This is a genomic window from Chelativorans sp. (genome assembly GCF_031180965.1).
Taxonomy (GTDB): domain Bacteria; phylum Pseudomonadota; class Alphaproteobacteria; order Rhizobiales; family Rhizobiaceae; genus Chelativorans.
Genome location: NZ_JAPSLH010000008.1, coordinates 13,066 through 31,323, shown reverse-complemented (window position 1 = coordinate 31,323; position 18,258 = coordinate 13,066). Strand labels below are relative to the sequence as shown.

Here is an 18,258-nt window from a genome sequence, read left to right as displayed (position 1 = left end):
CCCCTGGCATATCCGGATTGCGCCTAAAGCGCATCGGCGTCTGTTTCGCCGGTGCGGATACGCACGGCCTTTTCGATGCTGTAGACGAAGATTTTGCCGTCCCCGATCTGGCCGGTCTTGGCGGCATTGGCGATCGCTTCGACGACCTTGTCGGCCAACTCGGAATCGACGGCCACCTCGATCTTGACCTTGGGCAGGAAGCTCACCGCATATTCGGCGCCGCGATAGATTTCCGTGTGCCCCTTCTGCCGCCCGTAGCCTTTCACCTCGGTGACGGTCAGCCCCTGAATGCCGAGTTCGGTGAGCGCTTCGCGCACCGCCTCAAGCTTGAACGGCTTTATGATTGCCATCACAAATTTCATCAGGCCTCACCCCTGCTCTTGCGGAACCAGCCGCGTTGGATGTCACTGGGGTCCCCGCCCGAGGGCGCCAGCGACGCCAAGGGCGAATCAAGCGCCGTGCCACTTGCCGGACAGCAGCGTTAACTATTTGGAAAGTTTGGAAAATGCTGCGGCCGCTTTGGCTGCAGTTTCAGCCGGCCGGCGAGGAGATGCACAATAATTGTGCAACTAGCCCGATCTGCTTACTTTTCGCGCAGGCGCAGCAAGCCTTCCTGCGCTACCGAGGCGATAAGCTTGCCGTTCCGTGCATAGATACTGCCACGCGCCAGCCCCCTCGAACCGCCGGAGAAGGGGCTGTCCTGGGTATAAAGCAGCCAGTCGTCGAGCGGGTCCGGCCGGTGGAACCACATGGCGTGGTCGAGGCTTGCCATCTGCAGGCCGGGATCGAACAGGGATCTTCCGTGAGGAAAAGTGGCCGTGTCGATCAGCGTCATGTCGGAGAGATAGGCAAGCACTGCCGCCTGCAGCGCCTTGTCATCCGGAACGGGGCCGGTGGTGCGCATCCAGACCTGCTGGAAGGGCGGCAGCTTGTTGTTCGTCGTATAGTGCTCGATATTGACGGGACGGATTTCGACCGGCCGCTCACGTTGCCAATAGCGGCGGATGTTTTCCGGCACATCCGAACTCAGCAATGCTATGTAGTCCGCCTGGCTTCGCAAGCTTTCCGGGGCGGGAATACCGTCCGGGATCGGCAGCTCGTGCTCAAGCCCGTCCTCATCCACCTGGAAGGAAGCAGAAAGGGCGAAAATGGCGTGGCCGTGCTGGATGGCGACGACGCGTCTAGTCGTAAAGCTGCCGCCGTCGCGGATGCGATCCACCTCATATACGATCGGAATGGCAGGGTCCCCCGGGCGCATGAAGTAGCAGTGCAGGGAATGCACATGCCTTTCGCTGGAAACCGTACGCTGGGCGGCGACGAGCGCCTGGCCGATGACCTGCCCGCCGAAGACACGCTGCCAGCCCACCTTCGGGCTCCGGCCGCGATAGAGGTTGAGTTCGAGCTCCTCAAGGTTAAGTATGTCGAGAAGCTCCTGCATCGCCGACGACATGTCGCTCTCCGGCAGAATTGCGGTAGGGCTGACAAACCGAAGGCGGCGCGGGAAGTCAAGGCGGCGGGAAAAGGCGGAGAACGCAAATATGAGCGCGACGACGGCGGATGCACGTTTAAGCGGACCCTTCGACGTGATGATTGCCGGCGCCGGCTATGTGGGCCTGGCCATCGCCGTCTCGATTCGCCATGCCCGGCCGGGCCTGAAGGTGCTGGTCGTGGATGCGGCACCCGAAGGCGTGTGGCAGCGCGACGGCCGCGCCTCGGCGATTGCGGCCGCGGCTGCCCGCATGTTGCGCCAGCTCGGTTGCTGGGACGAGATCGCCGCGGAAGCGCAGCCCATTACGGAAATGGTGATCACCGATTCGCGCACCTCCGATCCCGTGCGCCCGGTCTTCCTCACCTTCGGCGGCGAGGCGGCGCCGGGCGAGCCCTTCGCACACATGGTCATGAACCGCGAACTGACCGGCGCGCTGCGCCGTCGCGCCGGGGAACTCGGCATCGATATCATGCAAGGTTTGGCCGTCGAGGGTTTCGAGGTGGAGCCGGCGGCGGTCACGGTTCGGCTGGCGAACGGAACTTCCTGCCGCACGCGCGTGCTGATCGCCGCCGACGGAGTCAAGTCGCGCCTGCGCGACATGGCCGGCATCCGCACGGTGCGCTGGGAATACGGCCAGTCGGGCATTGTCTGCACCGTGGCGCATGAGCGTCCGCATAACGGCCGGGCGGAAGAGCATTTCCTGCCGGCCGGACCTTTCGCCACGCTGCCGCTCAAGGGCAATCGCTCCTCCATCGTCTGGACCGAGCGCACGGAGGATGCCGAGCGACTTGTGGCGGAGGACGATTTCGTCTTCGAGCTGGAGTTGGAGCAGAGGTTTGGCTTAAAGCTCGGTGACATCCGCGTCGAGGGCCCGCGCCGCGCCTGGCCACTGGGCCTGACGCTGGCGCGCGACTTCGTGCGCCCGCGCTTCGCGCTTGCGGGCGATGCCGCTCACGGGATTCATCCGATCGCCGGCCAGGGGCTCAATCTTGGCTTCAAGGACGCAGCGGCGCTCGCCCAGGTCCTGGTGGAAGCGGACCGGCTGGGGGAGGATATCGGCGCGCTCGATGTGCTGCAGCGCTATGAGCGCTGGCGCCGCTTTGACACGGTGCAAATGGGCGTGACGACGGACGCCCTCAACCGCCTCTTCTCAAATGACTTCGCGCCGGTGAGGGCGATCCGGGACATAGGCCTTGGCCTCGTGGACCGGGTGCCTGGCATCAAGGACTTTTTCGTCAGGCAAGCCTCGGGCCTGACGGGGGGCACACCGCGCCTGCTGCAAGGCGAGGCAATCTGAATTGGTTGATCGGCAACGAAGGAGACAGGGATGAAGCGCCACGCCAATGTAACCTGGAAAGGTTCTCTCACCAGCGGCTCGGGCAGGCTCACGGGCACGCAGAGCGGAGCTCTCGGAGACCTTCCGCTCTCCTTCAAGGCGCGCTTTGAGGATGAGACCGGCCGGGCCGGCACCAATCCGGAGGAGCTGATTGCGGCCGCACACGCGTCCTGCTTTTCCATGGCGCTCGCGCACGCGCTGGCGGAAAGCGGCACACCGGCCGAATCCCTCGACGTGAAGGCCGAGATCGACTTGCAGCCGAAGCAGGGCGGCGGCTTTGAGATCCGCGGCAGCGCGCTCTCCGTCGTCGGCAAGGTGCCGGGCCTGGATGAGGAGAAGTTCAGGGAATTCGCAAACAAGGCGAAGGAAAACTGCCCTGTTTCCAGAGCGCTTAGTGCGATCGCCATAACGCTTGACGCCCGATTCGCCTAGCGGGGGCTACGGCCGCACTTTTTGAACAGACAACGCTCCGCGAACGCAACGTGCGTTCGCGGAACAGCTTCACTTAGCAATCAAAAACTCGCTGGCGGGCCTAGATTCCATGCAGATGAGACATTCGGGAGGAATGCCATGCTGCAGGTTCAGGAACCGAGGACTCTCAGGAGAACGGCAGGCGCGGGCAGTCTGGCGATCTCCGATATCACCGCCGAAGCCGCCGCCCTTCCGGCCTTCGCCAATCACGAATGGGTCTGGTGCGGCCGAGACGAGAAGCGCGGCCTGACCGCAATCGTCGCCATCCACAATACGACGCTTGGTCCGGCTCTGGGCGGCACGCGGATATGGCCGCATGAAAGTTTCGAGGCGGCGCTGACGGACGCGCTCCGGCTGTCGCGCGGGATGACCTACAAATCCGCCGTGGCCGGCCTGCCTCTGGGCGGCGGAAAGGCGGTGATCATCGCCGACCCCAAGACGGAAAAGTCTCCGGCCCTGCTGACAGCCTATGCCGAGATGCTGGCCAGTCTGGAAGGCCAGTACATCACCGCCGAGGATGTGGGAATGAGGCTCGCCGACGCGGACTTCCTGCGCGCCCGCACGCCGAACGTGGTCGGCACGACCAAGGGCGGCAGCGGCAACCCCTCGCCGTTCACCGCCGAAGGCGTCTTTCTTGGTATCAAGGCCGCGCTGAGACATCGGCACGGTAAGGAGAGCCTCGCAGGCGTCCGGGTGGCGGTTCAGGGCCTCGGCTCCGTCGGCTGGTCGCTCTGCGAGAAGCTGCATGGGGAAGGGGCTGCACTCCTGGTCTCCGACATCGATGCCGCCCGGGTGGAAAAGGCAAGCCAAACGTTTGCGGCGGTCGCCATCAAACCCGAGGAAATCATCGCCGCGGAGGCTGATGTTTTCGCCCCGTGTGCTTTGGGCAGCGTGATTTCGCGGCAGACCATTCCATCGCTGAAGGCCCGCATTGTCGCGGGCTCCGCCAACAACCAGCTCGCCAGCCATGAAGACGCGCAGCTGCTCATGGAGCGCGGAATCCTTTACGCGCCTGATTACGTCATTAACGCTGGAGGCCTCATCAATGTGGCTGCGGAACTCTCCCCCGACGGCTACTGGCGCGAGGCAGTGTTGGAAAAAATCGGGAAGATTCCGGAGACCCTGAGCGACATCTTCATGCGCTCGCAGGCAGAGGGTCGGCCGACGAACGACATCGCCGCGGAGATCGCGATGGAGCGTATCCAGGAGGCGGCGAAGATATAGACCTTATTTGGCGATGCCGCGAAGGGCGGCCTCGCCCCAGACCTCCCTCAGGCGGGCGTCCCTCCCGCAGCCCTCGCGGTAGCCCTTGTACGCCTCGGCCCTGGTCACGTAGCCGAACCGCGTGAAGGTTCGCTCCTCGCTCTGGTAGTAGTTCTGGTGATAGTCCTCGGCGGGCCAGAAGGTCGAGGCGCGCAGGACCGGCGTCACCACGGGCCTGCCGAGCTCCTCCTCGGCCGCCTTTTTCGCCTTCTTCGCTGTTTGGAGTTGAGCCTCGCTCAACACATAGATGGCCGTCGAGTAGCTTTCGCCGCGGTCGCAGAACTGGCCCCCCGCATCCGTCGGGTCAACGGAATGGAAGAAGACATCGAGGAGGTGCTCGTAGGTGACGCGGCTGTCGTCGTAATCGATCTTCACCGCTTCGCGGTGGCCACCTGAGGAATAGTCATCATAGGTCGGGTTCGGAGTATCGCCCCCCGTATAGCCGGAGGTGGTCGAGATGACGCCCGGGACCTTGTCAAAATCCGCTTCGACGCACCAGAAGCAGCCGCCGGCGAAGATCGCCGTTTTCGTCGCGGCAAGAGACGGCGGCGCCGTGAGGCCTGCTGCAAGAAGGCCAGCAATGGCAGCGAGACGGCGCAGCATATTGGACCTCCGCATCGGGAAAGCCTAACATGCGCCGCGGGTATTACAATTCCGGTGCGAACACACTTGTGTGAAGGCGCCTGCCGGCCCCTCAGGCCCGACGTTCGACCATCATCTTCTTGATTTCGGCGATCGCCTTGGCCGGGTTGAGCCCCTTAGGGCAGGTCTGGGTGCAGTTCATGATCGTGTGGCAGCGGTAAAGCCGGAACGGATCCTCCAGCATGTCCAGCCGCTCGCCGGTGGCCTCGTCGCGCGAATCGATCAGCCAACGATAGGCCTGCAGCAGCACGGCCGGGCCCAGGTAGCGCTCGCCGTTCCACCAGTAGCTGGGGCAGGAGGTCTGGCAGCAGAAGCAGAGGATGCATTCGTAGAGGCCATCAAGCTTTGCCCGATCTTCGTGGCTCTGCCGCCACTCGGTTGCCGGCTCCGGCGTGACGGTCTGCAGCCATGGCTCGATCGAGGAGAGCTGAGCGTAGGGGATCGAGAGGTCCGGCACCAGGTCCTTTATGACGGGCATATGCGGGAGGGGATAGATCCTAACCGCATCGCCCCGAACGTCGGCCATGCCCTTCGTGCAGGCGAGCGTGTTCGCGCCGTCGATATTCATGGCGCAGGAGCCGCAGATACCCTCGCGGCAGGAGCGGCGGAAGGTGAGCGTCGGATCGATCTTGTTCTTGATCCAGATCAGCCCGTCCAGCACCATCGGCCCGCAATCGTCGAGGTTGACGTAATAAGTGTCGACGCGGGGATTCTCGGTATCGTCCGGCGACCAGCGATAAACGCGGTATTCGCGCAGATTGGTGGCGCCCTCCGGCTTCGGCCAGACCTTGCCAGGTTTGACCTTGGAGTTTTTGGGAAGGGTAAATTCAACCATTGTTCCGCCGATCCTTTTCGGACAACCAGCCTCAGCTCCGACATGACGGATTCCACCGCCTAATACACCCGCGCCTTGGGCGCGATCTTCGCCGGGTCGATGCCCCCATCCTCGGGTCTGAGCATGGGCTCCGTATGCACCGGACGGTAGCCAAGCCGCACATTTCCGGCAGGGTCCACCCATGAAAGCGTGTGCTTGCGCCAATTGACGTCGTCGCGCTCGGTGAAGTCCTCGCGCGCATGGGCGCCGCGGCTCTCCTTGCGCGCCTCGGCCGAATAAACCGTGACCACCGCGTTCGCCATGAGATTCTCAAGCTCAAGCGTTTCCATCAGGTCCGAGTTCCAGATCACCGAACGGTCGGTGACTTTGATGTCCCGTAGTTCGGCCCAGACCTGCGAAATCCGGCGGCAACCTTGTTCCAGCGATTCCTGGGTGCGGAACACCGCGGCGTCTTCCTGCATGGCGCGCTGCATCTTTTCGCGCAGCACCGCTGTCGGTGTGCCGCCATTGGCGTGGCGCAGGCGGTCGAAGCGGTCCATGATCTTTTCGCACGCAGCTTCATTGACCGCCGGCACCTTGGAGCTGCGGTCGACCACCTGCCCGGCGCGGATCGCCGCGGCGCGGCCGAACACCACGAGGTCGATCAGAGAGTTCGAGCCCAGCCGGTTCGCTCCGTGCACTGACGCGCATGCCGCCTCGCCCACGGCCATGAGGCCCGGCGCCACGGCGTCCGGATCGCCTGGCGTCGGATTCAGCACCTCGCCCCAGTAATTGGTGGGAATGCCGCCCATATTGTAGTGGACCGTCGGCAGAACCGGGATCGGCTCGCGTGTGACGTCGACGCCGGCGAAGATCCGCGCCGATTCGGCGATGCCGGGCAGGCGCTCGTGGATCACCGCCGGGTCGAGATGGTCAAGGTGAAGATAAATGTGGTCCTTGTTTTTGCCGACCCCGCGCCCCTCGCGGATTTCCAGCATCATGCAGCGGGAGACCACGTCGCGCGAGGCAAGGTCCTTCGCCGAAGGGGCATAGCGCTCCATGAAGCGCTCGCCTTCGGAGTTGACCAGATATCCGCCCTCGCCACGTACGCCCTCGGTGATCAGGCAGCCCGCACCGTAGATGCCGGTCGGGTGGAACTGCACGAATTCCATATCCTGAAGCGGCAAGCCGGCCCGTGCGATCATGCCGTTGCCGTCGCCCGTGCATGTATGCGCGGAGGTGCATGAGAAATAGGCGCGGCCATAGCCGCCGGTCGCCAGCACCACCATCTTGGCGGCGAAACGGTGGATCGTGCCGTCCTCTAGGTTCCAGGCGACGACGCCGGTGCACACGCCGTCATCCGACATGATGAGGTCGAGCGCGAAATACTCGACGAAGAACTGAGCGTTGTGCTTCACGGACTGGCCGTAAAGAGTATGCAGGATAGCGTGGCCCGTGCGGTCGGCGGCGGCACAGGTCCGCTGCACGGGCGGCCCGGCGCCGAAATTCTGCATATGGCCGCCGAAGGGGCGCTGATAGATCTTGCCTTCTTCCGTGCGCGAGAAGGGCACGCCATAGTGCTCCAGCTCATAGACGGCTGCCGGGGCTTCGCGCGCCAGATACTCCATCGCGTCGACGTCACCCAGCCAATCGGACCCTTTGACTGTGTCATAGAGGTGCCACTGCCAGTTGTCGGGGCCCATATTCTGGAGCGAAGCGGCAATGCCGCCCTGCGCCGCCACCGTGTGCGAGCGCGTCGGGAAAACTTTCGTAATGCAGGCCGTCCTCAACCCCTGTTCCGCCATGCCGAGCGTGGCGCGCAATCCGGCGCCGCCGGCTCCGACCACCACCACATCGAAGGCGTGGTCGACATAGGAGTAGGCCCGCCCGGCGATTGTCTGGGAAGCATCAGCCATTCCGGTTCACTCTCCGTAGGCAACTCTGGACCTGGCATGGAGCCGCGATCGCGTGGTTGCGAGCCGTGCTAAAATGGCCGATGTCGTGCAGCGCTTTGCGCATATCTCAGAAGCCCCCGCGTAGCGCCCAAGCCGCACCCCACAACGCGATGGTGAGGACGACGGAGCCGATCAGGGTCATGATCGCCATGGTTCTGGACGTATGCTTCTCCAAGCCGTGGCCGGTATCCCAGAGGAGATGGCGGATGCCGCCCAGCGCATGATGGATGAGCGCCCAGGAATAGCCGAAGAGGATCAGCCGGCCCAGAATCGACCCGAACAGCCCGTTGATGAAGTCGAACTGCGTCTTGGATCCAGCCGCGGCGAGAAGCCAGAGCACGAAAAGGAGCGTGCCGAAAAAGAGCGCGATCCCGGTGATGCGGTGCAGGATCGACATCGCCATGGTGGGCGTGAAGCGGTAGATCTGCAGATGCGGCGAGAGGGGCCTTGGTCGGGTGGCTGCGGACTTGCTCATGGCTTCCCCATTTGCTGCCGGCGGATGCAGCAGGGCGGAAGACCCCCATGCCTCAAGCCGTCGGCTGGTCGCTTTCTAATGCGCTTTTTGCGGTGCGTCAAAGCCCGCCGAACGACTGCAGGTGTCTGAATCGATTGAAGCTTCGCGCCGCCCCTCGGCTGGAGGGCTGGAGTTCTGTACAGGCTCTAGTGCGACCAACGAGCCCTTTCGAAGCGCCAACCTGCTGCCCTGTGCATGCGCGCGGCTAACGATCTTGCGGCGAGGGAGTGAATGACGAGGGAGTCGAATTCCGCTGATCTTCCTCATGAGACGGACCAGGCGCTTGGGCTTACCGGCGGTCGAAGGGGATCACATGGATGGTCCAATCTGCGGGCACGGCAAGCTGTTCGTAGAGCTTCCTCCCCTCCGCCGGATGGCGTGGCGCATGGAGCACGAGGCGTGTCCAGCCGCGCTCCTCCGCCTGATCGCCGATCACATCGATCAGAGCGCGGGCTATGCCTTTGCCGCGATGGTCGTGATGCACATAGACATGCTCGACGAGGCCGTACCGCAAGCCGGAGATCGGGTCCGGCAGGTCATAGAAGATGGCAAACCCCACCAGTGCGCCGTCGACTCGGGCTCCTACCACCTCGACCACCCGGTCCTGCAGCAGCGTTTCGGCATAGAAATCATCGGGGCGGCGAGGCGCGCCACGTTTCAGCGACTGCGTATAATCGGCCAAAAGCGGCGCCAGCACATGCGCGTCCTTGAGCCGCAGCGGCGCGATGTCGATGACGTGATTTTCGCTCATGGCGTTCCATCCTCCTGTCGCGCACAGAAATCGGCGAATTCAACCTGTCCTGTCAATCGCTGGAGCGGCCGTGGCGAGCGGCGTGACAAAGGTTGGGAAACCGATAATGTGGCGCGTGAGGAGCCCGCGGCAAGGAAGGAGCCTCCCGCATGCCTTTTTGCAGACATTTTTCCCGCCGACAAGGTTTCCCGGTATTGACCGCGATGCTTCTGGCAGGGGCGGTGCCGGCGGCGGCTTGTGAGCGCGTCCATGGCGACAGCTTCGGCAATTTGGTGGTCCATAGCTCCGCGGGCTTGAAGCGCATCCTCGTCGGCATGGGCCAGCTGGCCGGGGGCGGTGCCAGGCCGAAAGTGATGTACCTGGAGCAGGATGGTGGGCGGCTTTATCTGCGCGAAGGCGGTACGTGCCGCTACGGCGCTTTGCTGCGCGGACGCAGCCATATGTATGGGCTGCCGGACAATGTCGTGCCGGTGCCGACCGCAACCTGCCGGTGACGCGCTCCGGTCGGGCGGGTGAAACCAGAGCGCGGGGGTAATATTCCAATGAGCGAGGCACGGGCCGCAAAACAGCTGCGCGAACAGGTGACGGCGCTGGAGACGATGTCGCGCTTCGTGCTCGCCACATTGGCGCTGGCGAGCGGCGTTTATACCTATCTCGGCGTGCGCGACCTGCTCGACGGCTCGACTACGCTCGTCTTCTTCGCTGCGATCATCTACTCGGCCGCGGTGTCCGTCGGCATCTATGGCTTTTGGACCTATCTCATGCGTTTCGTGCCGGAGATGCGGGATAGCGGCTCGAGACTGGCATTGCTGGGCATCATGGGCATCGGCTCGGTGATGATCATCGCCATGTCCTCCTGGTTAAATGCCGCCGCCCTCGCCGGTTCCGCAGCCGTAGAGCAGCACCTGGCTGAATCGTTGGAGGATTATACGGCGGATCTCGACCAGGCCCATTCCAACGCGCTCGGCGCTCTCTCGCTGCTGCCGGACATCCAGCGCGCGGCGGAGCGCTTCGCGCGGCTTGCCGATGACGAGCGCAGTTCCGGCGCGCTCACCGGCACGTCCGGTTCGGGCAGCGTGGTGCAGCTCCTGACGCAGATGTCGGCACAGATGCGCGAACTGGAGCAGACGATCCAGGGGTCCCGCGAGACCGTCTCGGGACTGTTCACGCAGGGGCAGGAGAGGCTTGCTGCGATGCGTGCGCTGGTTTCGGCGCGCGGCGCCATCGAGCCGCGCTCGGATGCCTTTGCCCGGGAGTCGGTGGCACTTGCCGGCGTAGTCGCAGCCCTGGAGCAGACGTCGATCGCACCTTCGGTGGCCCGGGCCGCCGCGGATCTCACGGCTGGCTTCATCGCGCCGGTGGCGGACGGCGCTTCGCCTGATCTTGCCGGCCGACAGGACCAAGTGATGGCGACGGTGCGGGAATCGGTTGCCGCACAGTCGAAAGCCCTATCGGATGCCGCAGCAGAAATCCTTGCGCAGCCAAAGGTGCCGGAGCGGCGCTTCGTGCCCCTCTCCTCGGCCGAGGCGGTGCTGCGCTACGCGGCAGATTTCCTGCCGAGCTGGGCCGGCGCCATCTCGATCGATCTGCTCCCGGCCGTGTTCGTGGGAGTTCTTTCGGTGGTCCATGGCTCGATCCGGCGGAATGAGGAGGCGATGACCGATGCGGACCGCATGACAGCGTCCGAGCTGCTGCGCGCCATCGATCTGCGCGAGGAACTTGCCCGGCGTGCCCCGCGCGAGGAGGCGGCGCCGTCACCCTCGGTCGAAGGGCCGCACCTGCCCGCGGACGAAGGAATGTCGGCGGCGGTGGAGCGGGCGGAAAATGTCACTCCCCTTGCCGATCGCAAGCGGCACGAGCCATGAACGAAACCAGCGGCCCCACTCCATCCCGGTCCCCAAAAGGAAGCTGGACCCGCTATCTCGCGCGGTTTGATGACGGCGCGCTGATGCGCGCTGCCTTCATCGGAGTTCTGATCGGCGCGGCCGGTCTGGTGGCATTTGACCTCCGCCAGCTGTCGGAAGCCAATGGTGGGTTCTTGCCTGCCCTCCAACCCGAGACGCTGCAGCACACGCTGCGTATCCTGCCGCCTGCGGTGGAAGCCGGCGGCGATCGGAGGCAGTCCAACGATCCGCGCCGATTCGTCACGTCCGACGAGGCGATGCTGCGACAGCCGATCTCCTTCACGCTCGAGCCCGGCGGCTTGTTGCGAGCGACCGGCAGCATCGGTCTCGGTTCAGCAGGCCGGCTCAAGGCGGAGCTTGAAGCGCGCGGCGAATATGTGAAGCGCGTCAGCCTGAACTCGCCCGGCGGCGCGCTGGACGACGCCATTCTCATGGCGCGCATGCTCAGGGAGCGCGGGATCGCCACTATGGTGGAGGATGGCGCGATCTGCGCGTCCTCCTGCCCGTTGATGATGGCCGGCGGCGCCGTGCGCCTGGTCGGCGAGCAGGCGGCCGTCGGCCTGCACCAGTTCTACACCGCCGCCGATGCGCTGACGCAGCCGGCGCAAGCCATGGCGGACGCGCAGATGACGACGGCACGCATCTCCCGCCATCTCGAGGAGATGGGCGTCGACCCGGCCATGTGGCTGCACGCGCTCGATACGCCTCCGCGCGCGCTCTATTATCTCACGGCCGAGGAAATGAAACGCTACAAGCTCGTGACCGCGGCAGAGAACGTCGCCAGCCAGTAGCGCACGACCGGAAGCGCGGCCCGGAACCGGGTCTTGCGCCACGCGTTGGGGAAGGCGTTTCAAGGAGCTTCCCCTATGGCCGATACAAAGATGCTGACCGATCACGACGAAATCCGCGACTGGGCCGCCGCCCGCACGGGGCAGCCGGCAATCAGCGACCCGGTGCTTGGTATGGCGCACACCGAACCGGTGCTCTGCTTGGCTTTCGGTCAGCAGGCTTATCAGGACACAGACACAGGGGCGGATCCGGTGGGCGGCATTCAGATCATCGACTGGGATGAATGGTTCCGCATCTTCGATGAACGGCAGCTCGCACTGGTGGTCAGCGAGGATGTGCCCGGGCGGCGCGAGCAGTTCCACGAGCTCGTGCGAAGGGCTTGAACCATGCGCCAGAGGCTGCCGGCATCGACATGGCCCGGCAACTTGATGATGGCGGCCAGAAAGGCAGCCTCCATCTGACGCGCGGCGGGCAAACGGTCACCGGCATTTCTGAGGGTTGGCTGCAGCGGAAATCGACGCGCATTCGCACACAAAAAGCCGGCGTCGCCGCCGGCTCTTTTCATCCGTCCCGCCGGATGTCAGGCCGGCAGGATGGCGCCTTCCAGCGTGGTGAGCTGGCCGAGAAACTCCTCGGCCTTGGTGCGCGCCGCCTCGTCCCGGATGCCCTCAAGTTCCCTGCGCGCGTGCTCGATGCGGCGCGTGAGTTCCTCCCGGCTAAGGTCGGCAACCCGTGTTGCCGATTCGGCAAGCAGCCTGCAGCCCTCGGGAGTGATGTCGGCAAAGCCGCCGAAGACGACAAACCGCTCGCTGGCGCCGCCGGCCCGCACCACCGTAATGACGCCGGGTTTGACGCTCGTCATCACCGGAGCGTGGTCGGCCATGACGGTCATCTCGCCTTCCGTGCCGGGGATGACGACCTGCTCGACCTCTTCCGAGACGAGAAGCCGCTCAGGGGAGACAAGTTCGAACGTGAAGGTTTTTGCCATGGATTGTCAGCGAATAGCGGATGGCGAACAGCGAAAAAGTAGTCGCTCCGCCGTTCCGCTCATCCTCTATTCGCTACTCCCTATTCGCTGTTCGCTTCAGGCCGCTTCCGCCGCCAGCCGCTCGGCCTTCTCCACCGCGTCTTCGATGGTGCCGACCATGTAGAACGCTGCTTCCGGAAGGTGATCGTAGTCGCCGGCCACGAGCCCCTTGAAGCCCTTGATCGTGTCGGCGAGATCGACAAGCTTGCCCGGCGAGCCGGTGAAGACCTCCGCCACGAAGAAGGGCTGCGACAGGAAGCGCTCGATCTTGCGGGCGCGCGCCACCGTCAGCTTATCCTCTTCGGAAAGCTCGTCCATGCCCAGGATGGCGATGATGTCCTGCAGCGACTTGTAGCGCTGCAGCGTCTGCTGCACGTCGCGCGCAACCTGGTAGTGCTCCTCGCCGACGATCATCGGGTCGAGCATGCGCGAGGTCGAGTCGAGGGGGTCGACCGCAGGGTAGATGCCCTTTTCCGAGATGGCGCGCGACAGCACGGTCGTGGCGTCGAGGTGGGCGAAGGACGTGGCCGGCGCCGGGTCGGTCAGGTCGTCGGCGGGCACATAGATGGCCTGCACCGAGGTGATCGAGCCCGTGGTGGTCGTGGTGATGCGCTCCTGCAGGGCGCCCATGTCGGTGGCGAGCGTCGGCTGGTAGCCCACGGCCGAGGGAATGCGGCCGAGAAGCGCCGACACCTCGGAACCCGCCTGGGTGAAGCGGAAGATGTTATCGACAAAGAAGAGCACGTCCTGGCCCTGGTCGCGGAAATATTCCGCGACGGTGAGGCCCGTCAGGCCGACGCGGGCGCGCGCGCCGGGCGGCTCGTTCATCTGGCCGTAGACGAGTGCGGCCTTGGATCCCTCACCGCCGCCCTTCTTGTTGACGCCCGATTCGATGAACTCGTGATAGAGGTCATTGCCCTCGCGCGTGCGCTCGCCGACGCCGGCGAACACCGAGTAGCCGCCATGGGCCTTGGCCACGTTGTTGATCAGTTCCTGGATGAGCACGGTCTTGCCCACGCCGGCGCCGCCGAAGAGGCCGATCTTGCCGCCCTTGGCATAGGGGGCCAGCAGGTCGAGCACCTTGATGCCCGTGACGAGGATTTCGGCCTCCGTAGACTGTTCGACATAGGCAGGCGCGGGCTGGTGAATCGAGCGAAGCTCGACCCCCTCGACCGGCCCCGCCTCGTCCACCGGCTCGCCGATGACGTTGATGATGCGGCCGAGCATCTGCGGGCCGACGGGCACGGAAATGGGCGCGCCGGTATCGCGTACCTGCTGGCCGCGCACCAGACCTTCGGTGGAGTCCATGGCTATGCAGCGGACAGTGTTTTCCCCCAAGTGCTGCGCCACTTCGAGCACCAGCCGGTTGCCCTGATTGTCCGTCTCGAGCGCATTGAGGATCGCCGGCAGATGGTCTTGGAACTGCACGTCGACGACGGCGCCGATCACCTGACGCACGCTGCCGACCGCCCCGGTGGCGAACGCGGCGGCAGTCGGCGCCTGGCCCGCGGCTGCCCGGGTGGAAGCACGCCGCGCCGGCTTCACGACAGGCGCTATTTCTGCCGCGCTTTCGGCCGCCATGGCGGGGGCCCTTCTGGGGGTCGCTGCTTTAGCCATTGTTCTTACCTCTTGGTCCGTCAGAGCGCTTCCGCGCCCGAAATGATTTCGATCAGTTCCTTGGTGATCTGCGCTTGCCGCTGCCGGTTATAGGTGATCGACAGCTTGTTGATCATCTCCCCCGCATTGCGTGTCGCATTGTCCATGGCGGTCATCTTGGCGCCCATCTCGCCGGCGGCGTTTTCGAGCAGTGCCCGGAAGATCTGCACGGCGATATTGCGCGGGATGAGGTCGGCAAGGATGGAGGCCGGGTCCGGCTCGTATTCATAAACGGCGGCAGCGCTATCGCCCTGCTGCGCTTGCGGAACCGCGGCGGGAATGATCTGCTGTGCCGTCGGCACTTGGCTGATCACCGACCTGAACTGGGAGAAGATGAGGGTGCAGACGTCGAACTGGCCATCCTCGAATAGCCCGATCACCTTGCGTGCGATGGTATCGGCATTCGAGAAGCCGATCTGCTTCACGTCGCGCAGTTCGATACGGTCGATGACAAGCTGGCCGAAATCCCGGCGCAGCATGTCGTAACCCTTCTTGCCGACGGTCAGGATCTTCACCTGCTTGCCGTCGGCCTGAAGCCTGCGGATGTGCTCGCGCGCGAGCCTGGCGATCTGGCTGTTGAACCCGCCGGCAAGGCCTCGGTCCGCGGTGCAGACGACGATCAGATGGACGTCGTCCTTCCCGGTGCCCGCCATCAGGGCCGGCGCGTCGCTGCCGGAGATGGGGCCTGCCACATTGGCAAGCACCGCGCCCATGCGCTCGGCATAGGGACGCGCGGCCTCGGCCGCCTCCTGGGCGCGGCGCAGCTTGGCCGCGGCGACCATCTGCATCGCCTTGGTGATCTTCTGCGTCGCCTTGACCGAGGCGATCCGGTTGCGAAGGTCTTTCAGCGAGGGCATGGGCGCCTAAGCCTCAGGAAAAGTTCTTGGCGAAGCTGTCGATCTCGGCCTTGAGCCTGGCGCGAAGATCGTCCGACAGTGCCCTTTCCCTGCGGATGGTGTCGAGGATCTCTTTGCCGTCCGTGCGCATATGCGTGAGCAGCGCCTGCTCGAACCGGCTCACATCCCTGAGGGCCAGCCGGTCAAGATAGCCGTTCACGCCGGCGAAGATCACGACCACCTGCTCTTCCGTCTTGAGCGGCGAGAACTGAGGCTGCTTCAGGAGCTCCGTCAGGCGCGCGCCGCGGTTGAGCAAGCGCTGCGTGGCAGCGTCGAGGTCCGAGCCGAACTGGGCGAAGGCGGCCATCTCGCGATATTGCGCCAGCTCGCCCTTAATGGAGCCCGCGACCTGCTTCATCGCCTTGATCTGCGCGGCCGAACCCACTCGCGACACGGACAGGCCCACATTCACCGCCGGGCGGATGCCCTGGAAGAACAGGTTCGTCTCCAGGAAGATCTGCCCATCGGTGATCGAGATCACGTTGGTCGGGATGTAGGCCGACACGTCGTTGGCCTGCGTCTCGATGACGGGGAGTGCGGTGAGCGAGCCGGCGCCATTCTCATCGTTCATCTTCGCCGCGCGCTCCAAGAGGCGCGAGTGGAGATAGAACACGTCGCCAGGATAGGCCTCGCGGCCGGGCGGGCGGCGCAGCAGCAGCGACATCTGGCGGTAGGCGACGGCCTGCTTCGACAGGTCGTCATACGCGATCACGGCGTGCTTGCCGTTGTCGCGGAAATACTCGCCCATCGCGCAGCCGGCGAAGGGCGCCAGGAACTGCATCGGCGCGGGGTCCGAGGCGGTGGCGGCAACGATGATGGAGTATTCGAGTGCGCCGCGCTCCTCCAGCGCCTTCACGAACTGCGCTACGGTGGACCGCTTCTGGCCCACGGCCACATAGACGCAATAGAGCTTCTGGCTCTCGTCGTCGCCCGCATTGAGCGGCTTCTGGTTGAGGAAGGTGTCGAGGATGATGGCGGTCTTGCCGGTCTGGCGGTCGCCGATGATGAGCTCGCGCTGGCCGCGGCCGATCGGGATCAGTGCATCGATGGCCTTGAGGCCCGTGGACATCGGCTCGTGCACGGATTTGCGCGGGATGATGCCGGGCGCCTTGACGTCGACGCGGCGGCGCTCGGCAGCAGCAATCGGGCCCTTGCCGTCAATCGGATTGCCGAGCGCGTCCACCACGCGTCCGAGCAGGCCCGGACCGACCGGCACGTCCACGATGGCGCCGGTGCGCTTGACCGTGTCGCCTTCCTTGATGTCGCGGTCGTTGCCGAAGATCACGATGCCGACATTGTCGACCTCGAGATTCAGCGCCATGCCGCGGATGCCGCCGGGAAACTCGACCATCTCACCGGCCTGGACATTGTCCAGACCGTAGACGCGAGCGATGCCGTCGCCGACCGAAAGAACCTGGCCGACCTCGGAGACTTCGGCTTCCCTGCCGAAATTCTTGATCTGCTCCTTGAGAATTGCGGAAATTTCCGCTGCCCGGATATCCATCAGCCGACCTCTTTCAGTGCAAGCTTGAGCGAATTGAGTTTAGTCTTGAGCGACGTGTCGATCTGGCGCGAGCCGACCTTGACGATCATGCCGCCGAGGAGAGAGGGATCGACGACGACCCGGATTGCGACATCCTTGCCCATGACCTCTTTCAGCGTGGCCTTCAGCTCGCGCTCCTGTTCCGGCGAAAGCGCGTGCGCCGAAGTGACTTCCGCCGCCGTCTCGCCGCGCGCTTCGGCGGCGATCTGGCGGTAGGCGCGGATCATCTGCGGCACCGCGAACAGCCGCCGGTTATTGGCGACCACGCGCAGGAAGTTTCCGACCAGGCCGCCGATTTCTGCACGCTCGAGCACGGCCGAAATGGCTTTCAGCTGCTCGTCGGCGGAAAAAACCGGACTTCTGATCAGGCGCTGCAGATCCCCGCTTTCCCGAAGCAGTTCCTCGAACCGGCCAAGGTCTTCCTCAACCGCCGAAACCGCGCCCTGTTCCCGAGCGAGTTCGAACAACGAGCCCGCATAACGTCCTGCCACACCGGAGATCATCGAGCCAGATTGTGCCACGGGATCAGGTCTCTTCTCATGCGCTTGGGTCGCGAGATTTGGCGAAGGGCCGATGACTCGGGTTAAATCTCAGACCTTGTTGAATTTTCGATCCGGGCGGACATGCGGCGCCGTCCCCCCGGGCAGAAAGCCGATTGCCGTCTACCACAGGCTTTCCGGACTCGCAACACGCGGGGCGCCAAGCTTTTGCGCCCCTTTTGTCGCATGCCCGCAGAATGTGGTCTCAGAGGATTCCAGTCGCTCCACGCGTCAGGGAACAAAGCCGAAAGCAAAGGAGAGCGGCAGCGCGGCCATCAGGAGCGCGGCCGCAAAGCCGAGCAACTTGGTGACCGTCCCGCCCCGGTCGAACAGGACTGAAAGCATCTGCCCCACCGCCGCGAGTGCCCAGGCGATCCCCAAGGCCAGATAGATCAGGGGCTGAGCGAACAGAATGGCCGAGAGGCCTATTCCGACATGGAAGCCGCCGGACAGCGCGCGGGAGCCGGCGCCTTCGATCCCGCCCAGCCGGGGCGCGAGGAGGTTGACGAGCCCGAAGAGCGCCGTGAGCGCGGCGCCGATCCAGGCCAACCATTCGCCCGGACTATAAGGCCAGGGAAACGCGATTTCCATGTTGCACCCCTCCTGCTCCGGCGCGGCACAGACCGCTCCTATAGCCGATTCGGGAGTGGAGCTCAGTTCCATAGTGAC

The 18,258-nt window shown here is 64.5% G+C and carries 20 protein-coding genes; 7 read left to right on the top strand and 13 right to left on the bottom strand.

The window, feature by feature from the left end; genetic code table 11:
* Positions 1-23 precede the first annotated feature (23 nt).
* The gene (locus RIN79_RS08360; RefSeq protein ID WP_309084189.1) at positions 24-362 is read right to left on the bottom strand and encodes a P-II family nitrogen regulator; all 339 of its coding nucleotides are present in this window, start codon (positions 360-362) and stop codon (positions 24-26) included.
* Between the two features lie 221 nt (positions 363-583).
* Positions 584-1,450, bottom strand: coding sequence for an acyl-CoA thioesterase II (tesB, locus tag RIN79_RS08355; protein WP_309084188.1), 867 nt, complete (start codon positions 1,448-1,450; stop codon positions 584-586).
* Positions 1,451-1,538: 88 nt separating this feature from the next.
* On the opposite strand from tesB, the gene RIN79_RS08350 reads away from it, so the two are divergent.
* The 3 genes from RIN79_RS08350 (at position 1,539) to RIN79_RS08340 (ending at position 4,520) form a co-directional block, all read left to right on the top strand.
* Complete coding sequence (locus RIN79_RS08350) at positions 1,539-2,786, top strand: ubiquinone biosynthesis hydroxylase (RefSeq protein WP_309084187.1); 1,248 nt, start codon at positions 1,539-1,541, stop codon at positions 2,784-2,786.
* 30 nt (positions 2,787-2,816) lie between these two features.
* Positions 2,817-3,257 (top strand): OsmC family protein, encoded by a 441-nt coding sequence (locus RIN79_RS08345; protein WP_309084186.1) that lies wholly within the window; start codon positions 2,817-2,819, stop codon positions 3,255-3,257.
* Between the two features lie 138 nt (positions 3,258-3,395).
* The gene (locus RIN79_RS08340) at positions 3,396-4,520 is read left to right on the top strand and encodes a Glu/Leu/Phe/Val dehydrogenase dimerization domain-containing protein (RefSeq protein ID WP_309084185.1); all 1,125 of its coding nucleotides are present in this window, start codon (positions 3,396-3,398) and stop codon (positions 4,518-4,520) included.
* Positions 4,521-4,523: 3 nt separating this feature from the next.
* Here RIN79_RS08340 and msrA read toward each other — a convergent pair whose 3' ends face one another.
* The 5 genes from msrA to RIN79_RS08315 all read right to left on the bottom strand — a co-directional run bounded on the left by msrA (position 4,524) and on the right by RIN79_RS08315 (position 9,235).
* Positions 4,524-5,162 carry a peptide-methionine (S)-S-oxide reductase MsrA gene (msrA, locus tag RIN79_RS08335; RefSeq protein WP_309084184.1) on the bottom strand — a complete coding sequence of 213 codons (639 nt, stop codon included), beginning with the start codon at positions 5,160-5,162 and terminating at the stop codon, positions 4,524-4,526.
* A gap of 91 nt (positions 5,163-5,253) precedes the next feature.
* Positions 5,254-6,036: a succinate dehydrogenase iron-sulfur subunit gene (locus RIN79_RS08330; protein ID WP_309084183.1), complete on the bottom strand. Its 783-nt coding sequence runs from the start codon at positions 6,034-6,036 to the stop codon at positions 5,254-5,256.
* A gap of 59 nt (positions 6,037-6,095) precedes the next feature.
* Positions 6,096-7,931 (bottom strand): succinate dehydrogenase flavoprotein subunit, encoded by a 1,836-nt coding sequence (sdhA, locus tag RIN79_RS08325; protein ID WP_309084182.1) that lies wholly within the window; start codon positions 7,929-7,931, stop codon positions 6,096-6,098.
* A 106-nt stretch (positions 7,932-8,037) separates the two neighbouring features.
* Complete coding sequence (gene sdhC, locus RIN79_RS08320; protein WP_309084181.1) at positions 8,038-8,445, bottom strand: succinate dehydrogenase, cytochrome b556 subunit; 408 nt, start codon at positions 8,443-8,445, stop codon at positions 8,038-8,040.
* Between the two features lie 328 nt (positions 8,446-8,773).
* A complete protein-coding gene (locus RIN79_RS08315) occupies positions 8,774-9,235 on the bottom strand; it encodes a GNAT family N-acetyltransferase (RefSeq protein WP_309084180.1) in 462 nt (153 codons plus the stop codon).
* Positions 9,236-9,438: 203 nt separating this feature from the next.
* On the opposite strand from RIN79_RS08315, the gene RIN79_RS08310 reads away from it, so the two are divergent.
* The 4 genes from RIN79_RS08310 to RIN79_RS08295 all read left to right on the top strand — a co-directional run bounded on the left by RIN79_RS08310 (position 9,439) and on the right by RIN79_RS08295 (position 12,311).
* On the top strand, positions 9,439-9,729 hold the full coding sequence (locus RIN79_RS08310) for a hypothetical protein (protein ID WP_309084310.1): 291 nt from the start codon (positions 9,439-9,441) through the stop codon (positions 9,727-9,729).
* 48 nt (positions 9,730-9,777) lie between these two features.
* Positions 9,778-11,100 carry a hypothetical protein gene (locus RIN79_RS08305; RefSeq protein WP_309084179.1) on the top strand — a complete coding sequence of 441 codons (1,323 nt, stop codon included), beginning with the start codon at positions 9,778-9,780 and terminating at the stop codon, positions 11,098-11,100.
* Positions 11,097-11,930 (top strand): hypothetical protein, encoded by an 834-nt coding sequence (locus RIN79_RS08300; RefSeq protein ID WP_309084178.1) that lies wholly within the window; start codon positions 11,097-11,099, stop codon positions 11,928-11,930. Before RIN79_RS08305 ends, RIN79_RS08300 begins: the two co-directional genes overlap by 4 nt.
* Positions 11,931-12,005: 75 nt before the next feature.
* Positions 12,006-12,311 carry a hypothetical protein gene (locus tag RIN79_RS08295; RefSeq protein WP_309084177.1) on the top strand — a complete coding sequence of 102 codons (306 nt, stop codon included), beginning with the start codon at positions 12,006-12,008 and terminating at the stop codon, positions 12,309-12,311.
* 197 nt (positions 12,312-12,508) lie between these two features.
* Here the strand turns inward: RIN79_RS08295 and RIN79_RS08290 are convergent, their stop codons facing one another.
* From RIN79_RS08290 to RIN79_RS08265, 6 genes are all read right to left on the bottom strand, one after another.
* Positions 12,509-12,916, bottom strand: coding sequence for a F0F1 ATP synthase subunit epsilon (locus tag RIN79_RS08290; protein ID WP_309084176.1), 408 nt, complete (start codon positions 12,914-12,916; stop codon positions 12,509-12,511).
* A 96-nt stretch (positions 12,917-13,012) separates the two neighbouring features.
* Positions 13,013-14,572, bottom strand: a complete 1,560-nt coding sequence (gene atpD / locus RIN79_RS08285; protein ID WP_309084175.1) for a F0F1 ATP synthase subunit beta — start codon at positions 14,570-14,572, stop codon at positions 13,013-13,015.
* Positions 14,573-14,592: 20 nt separating this feature from the next.
* Positions 14,593-15,468, bottom strand: coding sequence for a F0F1 ATP synthase subunit gamma (locus RIN79_RS08280; protein ID WP_309084174.1), 876 nt, complete (start codon positions 15,466-15,468; stop codon positions 14,593-14,595).
* A 13-nt stretch (positions 15,469-15,481) separates the two neighbouring features.
* On the bottom strand, positions 15,482-17,011 hold the full coding sequence (gene atpA / locus RIN79_RS08275; RefSeq protein WP_309084173.1) for a F0F1 ATP synthase subunit alpha: 1,530 nt from the start codon (positions 17,009-17,011) through the stop codon (positions 15,482-15,484).
* Entirely contained in the window at positions 17,011-17,553 is a 543-nt protein-coding gene (locus tag RIN79_RS08270) for a F0F1 ATP synthase subunit delta (protein WP_375165896.1), read from the bottom strand. The genes atpA and RIN79_RS08270 overlap by 1 nt, the downstream gene beginning before the upstream one ends.
* Positions 17,554-17,820: 267 nt before the next feature.
* Positions 17,821-18,180 carry a DUF4345 domain-containing protein gene (locus RIN79_RS08265; protein WP_309084171.1) on the bottom strand — a complete coding sequence of 120 codons (360 nt, stop codon included), beginning with the start codon at positions 18,178-18,180 and terminating at the stop codon, positions 17,821-17,823.
* Between the last annotated feature and the right edge of the window lie 78 nt (positions 18,181-18,258).

Excerpts from the sequence above, each read along its gene's own strand:
- RIN79_RS08295 (WP_309084177.1), top strand. The coding sequence starts at position 12,006 with ATGGCCGATACAAAGATGCTGACCGATCACGACGAAATCCGCGACTGG.
- RIN79_RS08280 (WP_309084174.1), bottom strand. The coding sequence starts at position 15,468 with ATGCCCTCGCTGAAAGACCTTCGCAACCGGATCGCCTCGGTCAAGGCG.
- RIN79_RS08350 (WP_309084187.1), top strand. The coding sequence starts at position 1,539 with ATGAGCGCGACGACGGCGGATGCACGTTTAAGCGGACCCTTCGACGTG.
- RIN79_RS08290 (WP_309084176.1), bottom strand. The coding sequence starts at position 12,916 with ATGGCAAAAACCTTCACGTTCGAACTTGTCTCCCCTGAGCGGCTTCTC.
- RIN79_RS08330 (WP_309084183.1), bottom strand. The coding sequence starts at position 6,036 with ATGGTTGAATTTACCCTTCCCAAAAACTCCAAGGTCAAACCTGGCAAG.
- RIN79_RS08300 (WP_309084178.1), top strand. The coding sequence starts at position 11,097 with ATGAACGAAACCAGCGGCCCCACTCCATCCCGGTCCCCAAAAGGAAGC.
- sdhA (WP_309084182.1), bottom strand. The coding sequence starts at position 7,931 with ATGGCTGATGCTTCCCAGACAATCGCCGGGCGGGCCTACTCCTATGTC.
- RIN79_RS08305 (WP_309084179.1), top strand. The coding sequence starts at position 9,778 with ATGAGCGAGGCACGGGCCGCAAAACAGCTGCGCGAACAGGTGACGGCG.
- RIN79_RS08310 (WP_309084310.1), top strand. The coding sequence starts at position 9,439 with ATGCTTCTGGCAGGGGCGGTGCCGGCGGCGGCTTGTGAGCGCGTCCAT.
- RIN79_RS08345 (WP_309084186.1), top strand. The coding sequence starts at position 2,817 with ATGAAGCGCCACGCCAATGTAACCTGGAAAGGTTCTCTCACCAGCGGC.
- RIN79_RS08265 (WP_309084171.1), bottom strand. The coding sequence starts at position 18,180 with ATGGAAATCGCGTTTCCCTGGCCTTATAGTCCGGGCGAATGGTTGGCC.
- msrA (WP_309084184.1), bottom strand. The coding sequence starts at position 5,162 with ATGCTGCGCCGTCTCGCTGCCATTGCTGGCCTTCTTGCAGCAGGCCTC.
- sdhC (WP_309084181.1), bottom strand. The coding sequence starts at position 8,445 with ATGAGCAAGTCCGCAGCCACCCGACCAAGGCCCCTCTCGCCGCATCTG.
- RIN79_RS08270 (WP_375165896.1), bottom strand. The coding sequence starts at position 17,553 with ATGATCTCCGGTGTGGCAGGACGTTATGCGGGCTCGTTGTTCGAACTC.
- RIN79_RS08360 (WP_309084189.1), bottom strand. The coding sequence starts at position 362 with ATGAAATTTGTGATGGCAATCATAAAGCCGTTCAAGCTTGAGGCGGTG.
- tesB (WP_309084188.1), bottom strand. The coding sequence starts at position 1,450 with ATGTCGTCGGCGATGCAGGAGCTTCTCGACATACTTAACCTTGAGGAG.
- atpD (WP_309084175.1), bottom strand. The coding sequence starts at position 14,572 with ATGGCTAAAGCAGCGACCCCCAGAAGGGCCCCCGCCATGGCGGCCGAA.
- RIN79_RS08315 (WP_309084180.1), bottom strand. The coding sequence starts at position 9,235 with ATGAGCGAAAATCACGTCATCGACATCGCGCCGCTGCGGCTCAAGGAC.
- atpA (WP_309084173.1), bottom strand. The coding sequence starts at position 17,011 with ATGGATATCCGGGCAGCGGAAATTTCCGCAATTCTCAAGGAGCAGATC.
- RIN79_RS08340 (WP_309084185.1), top strand. The coding sequence starts at position 3,396 with ATGCTGCAGGTTCAGGAACCGAGGACTCTCAGGAGAACGGCAGGCGCG.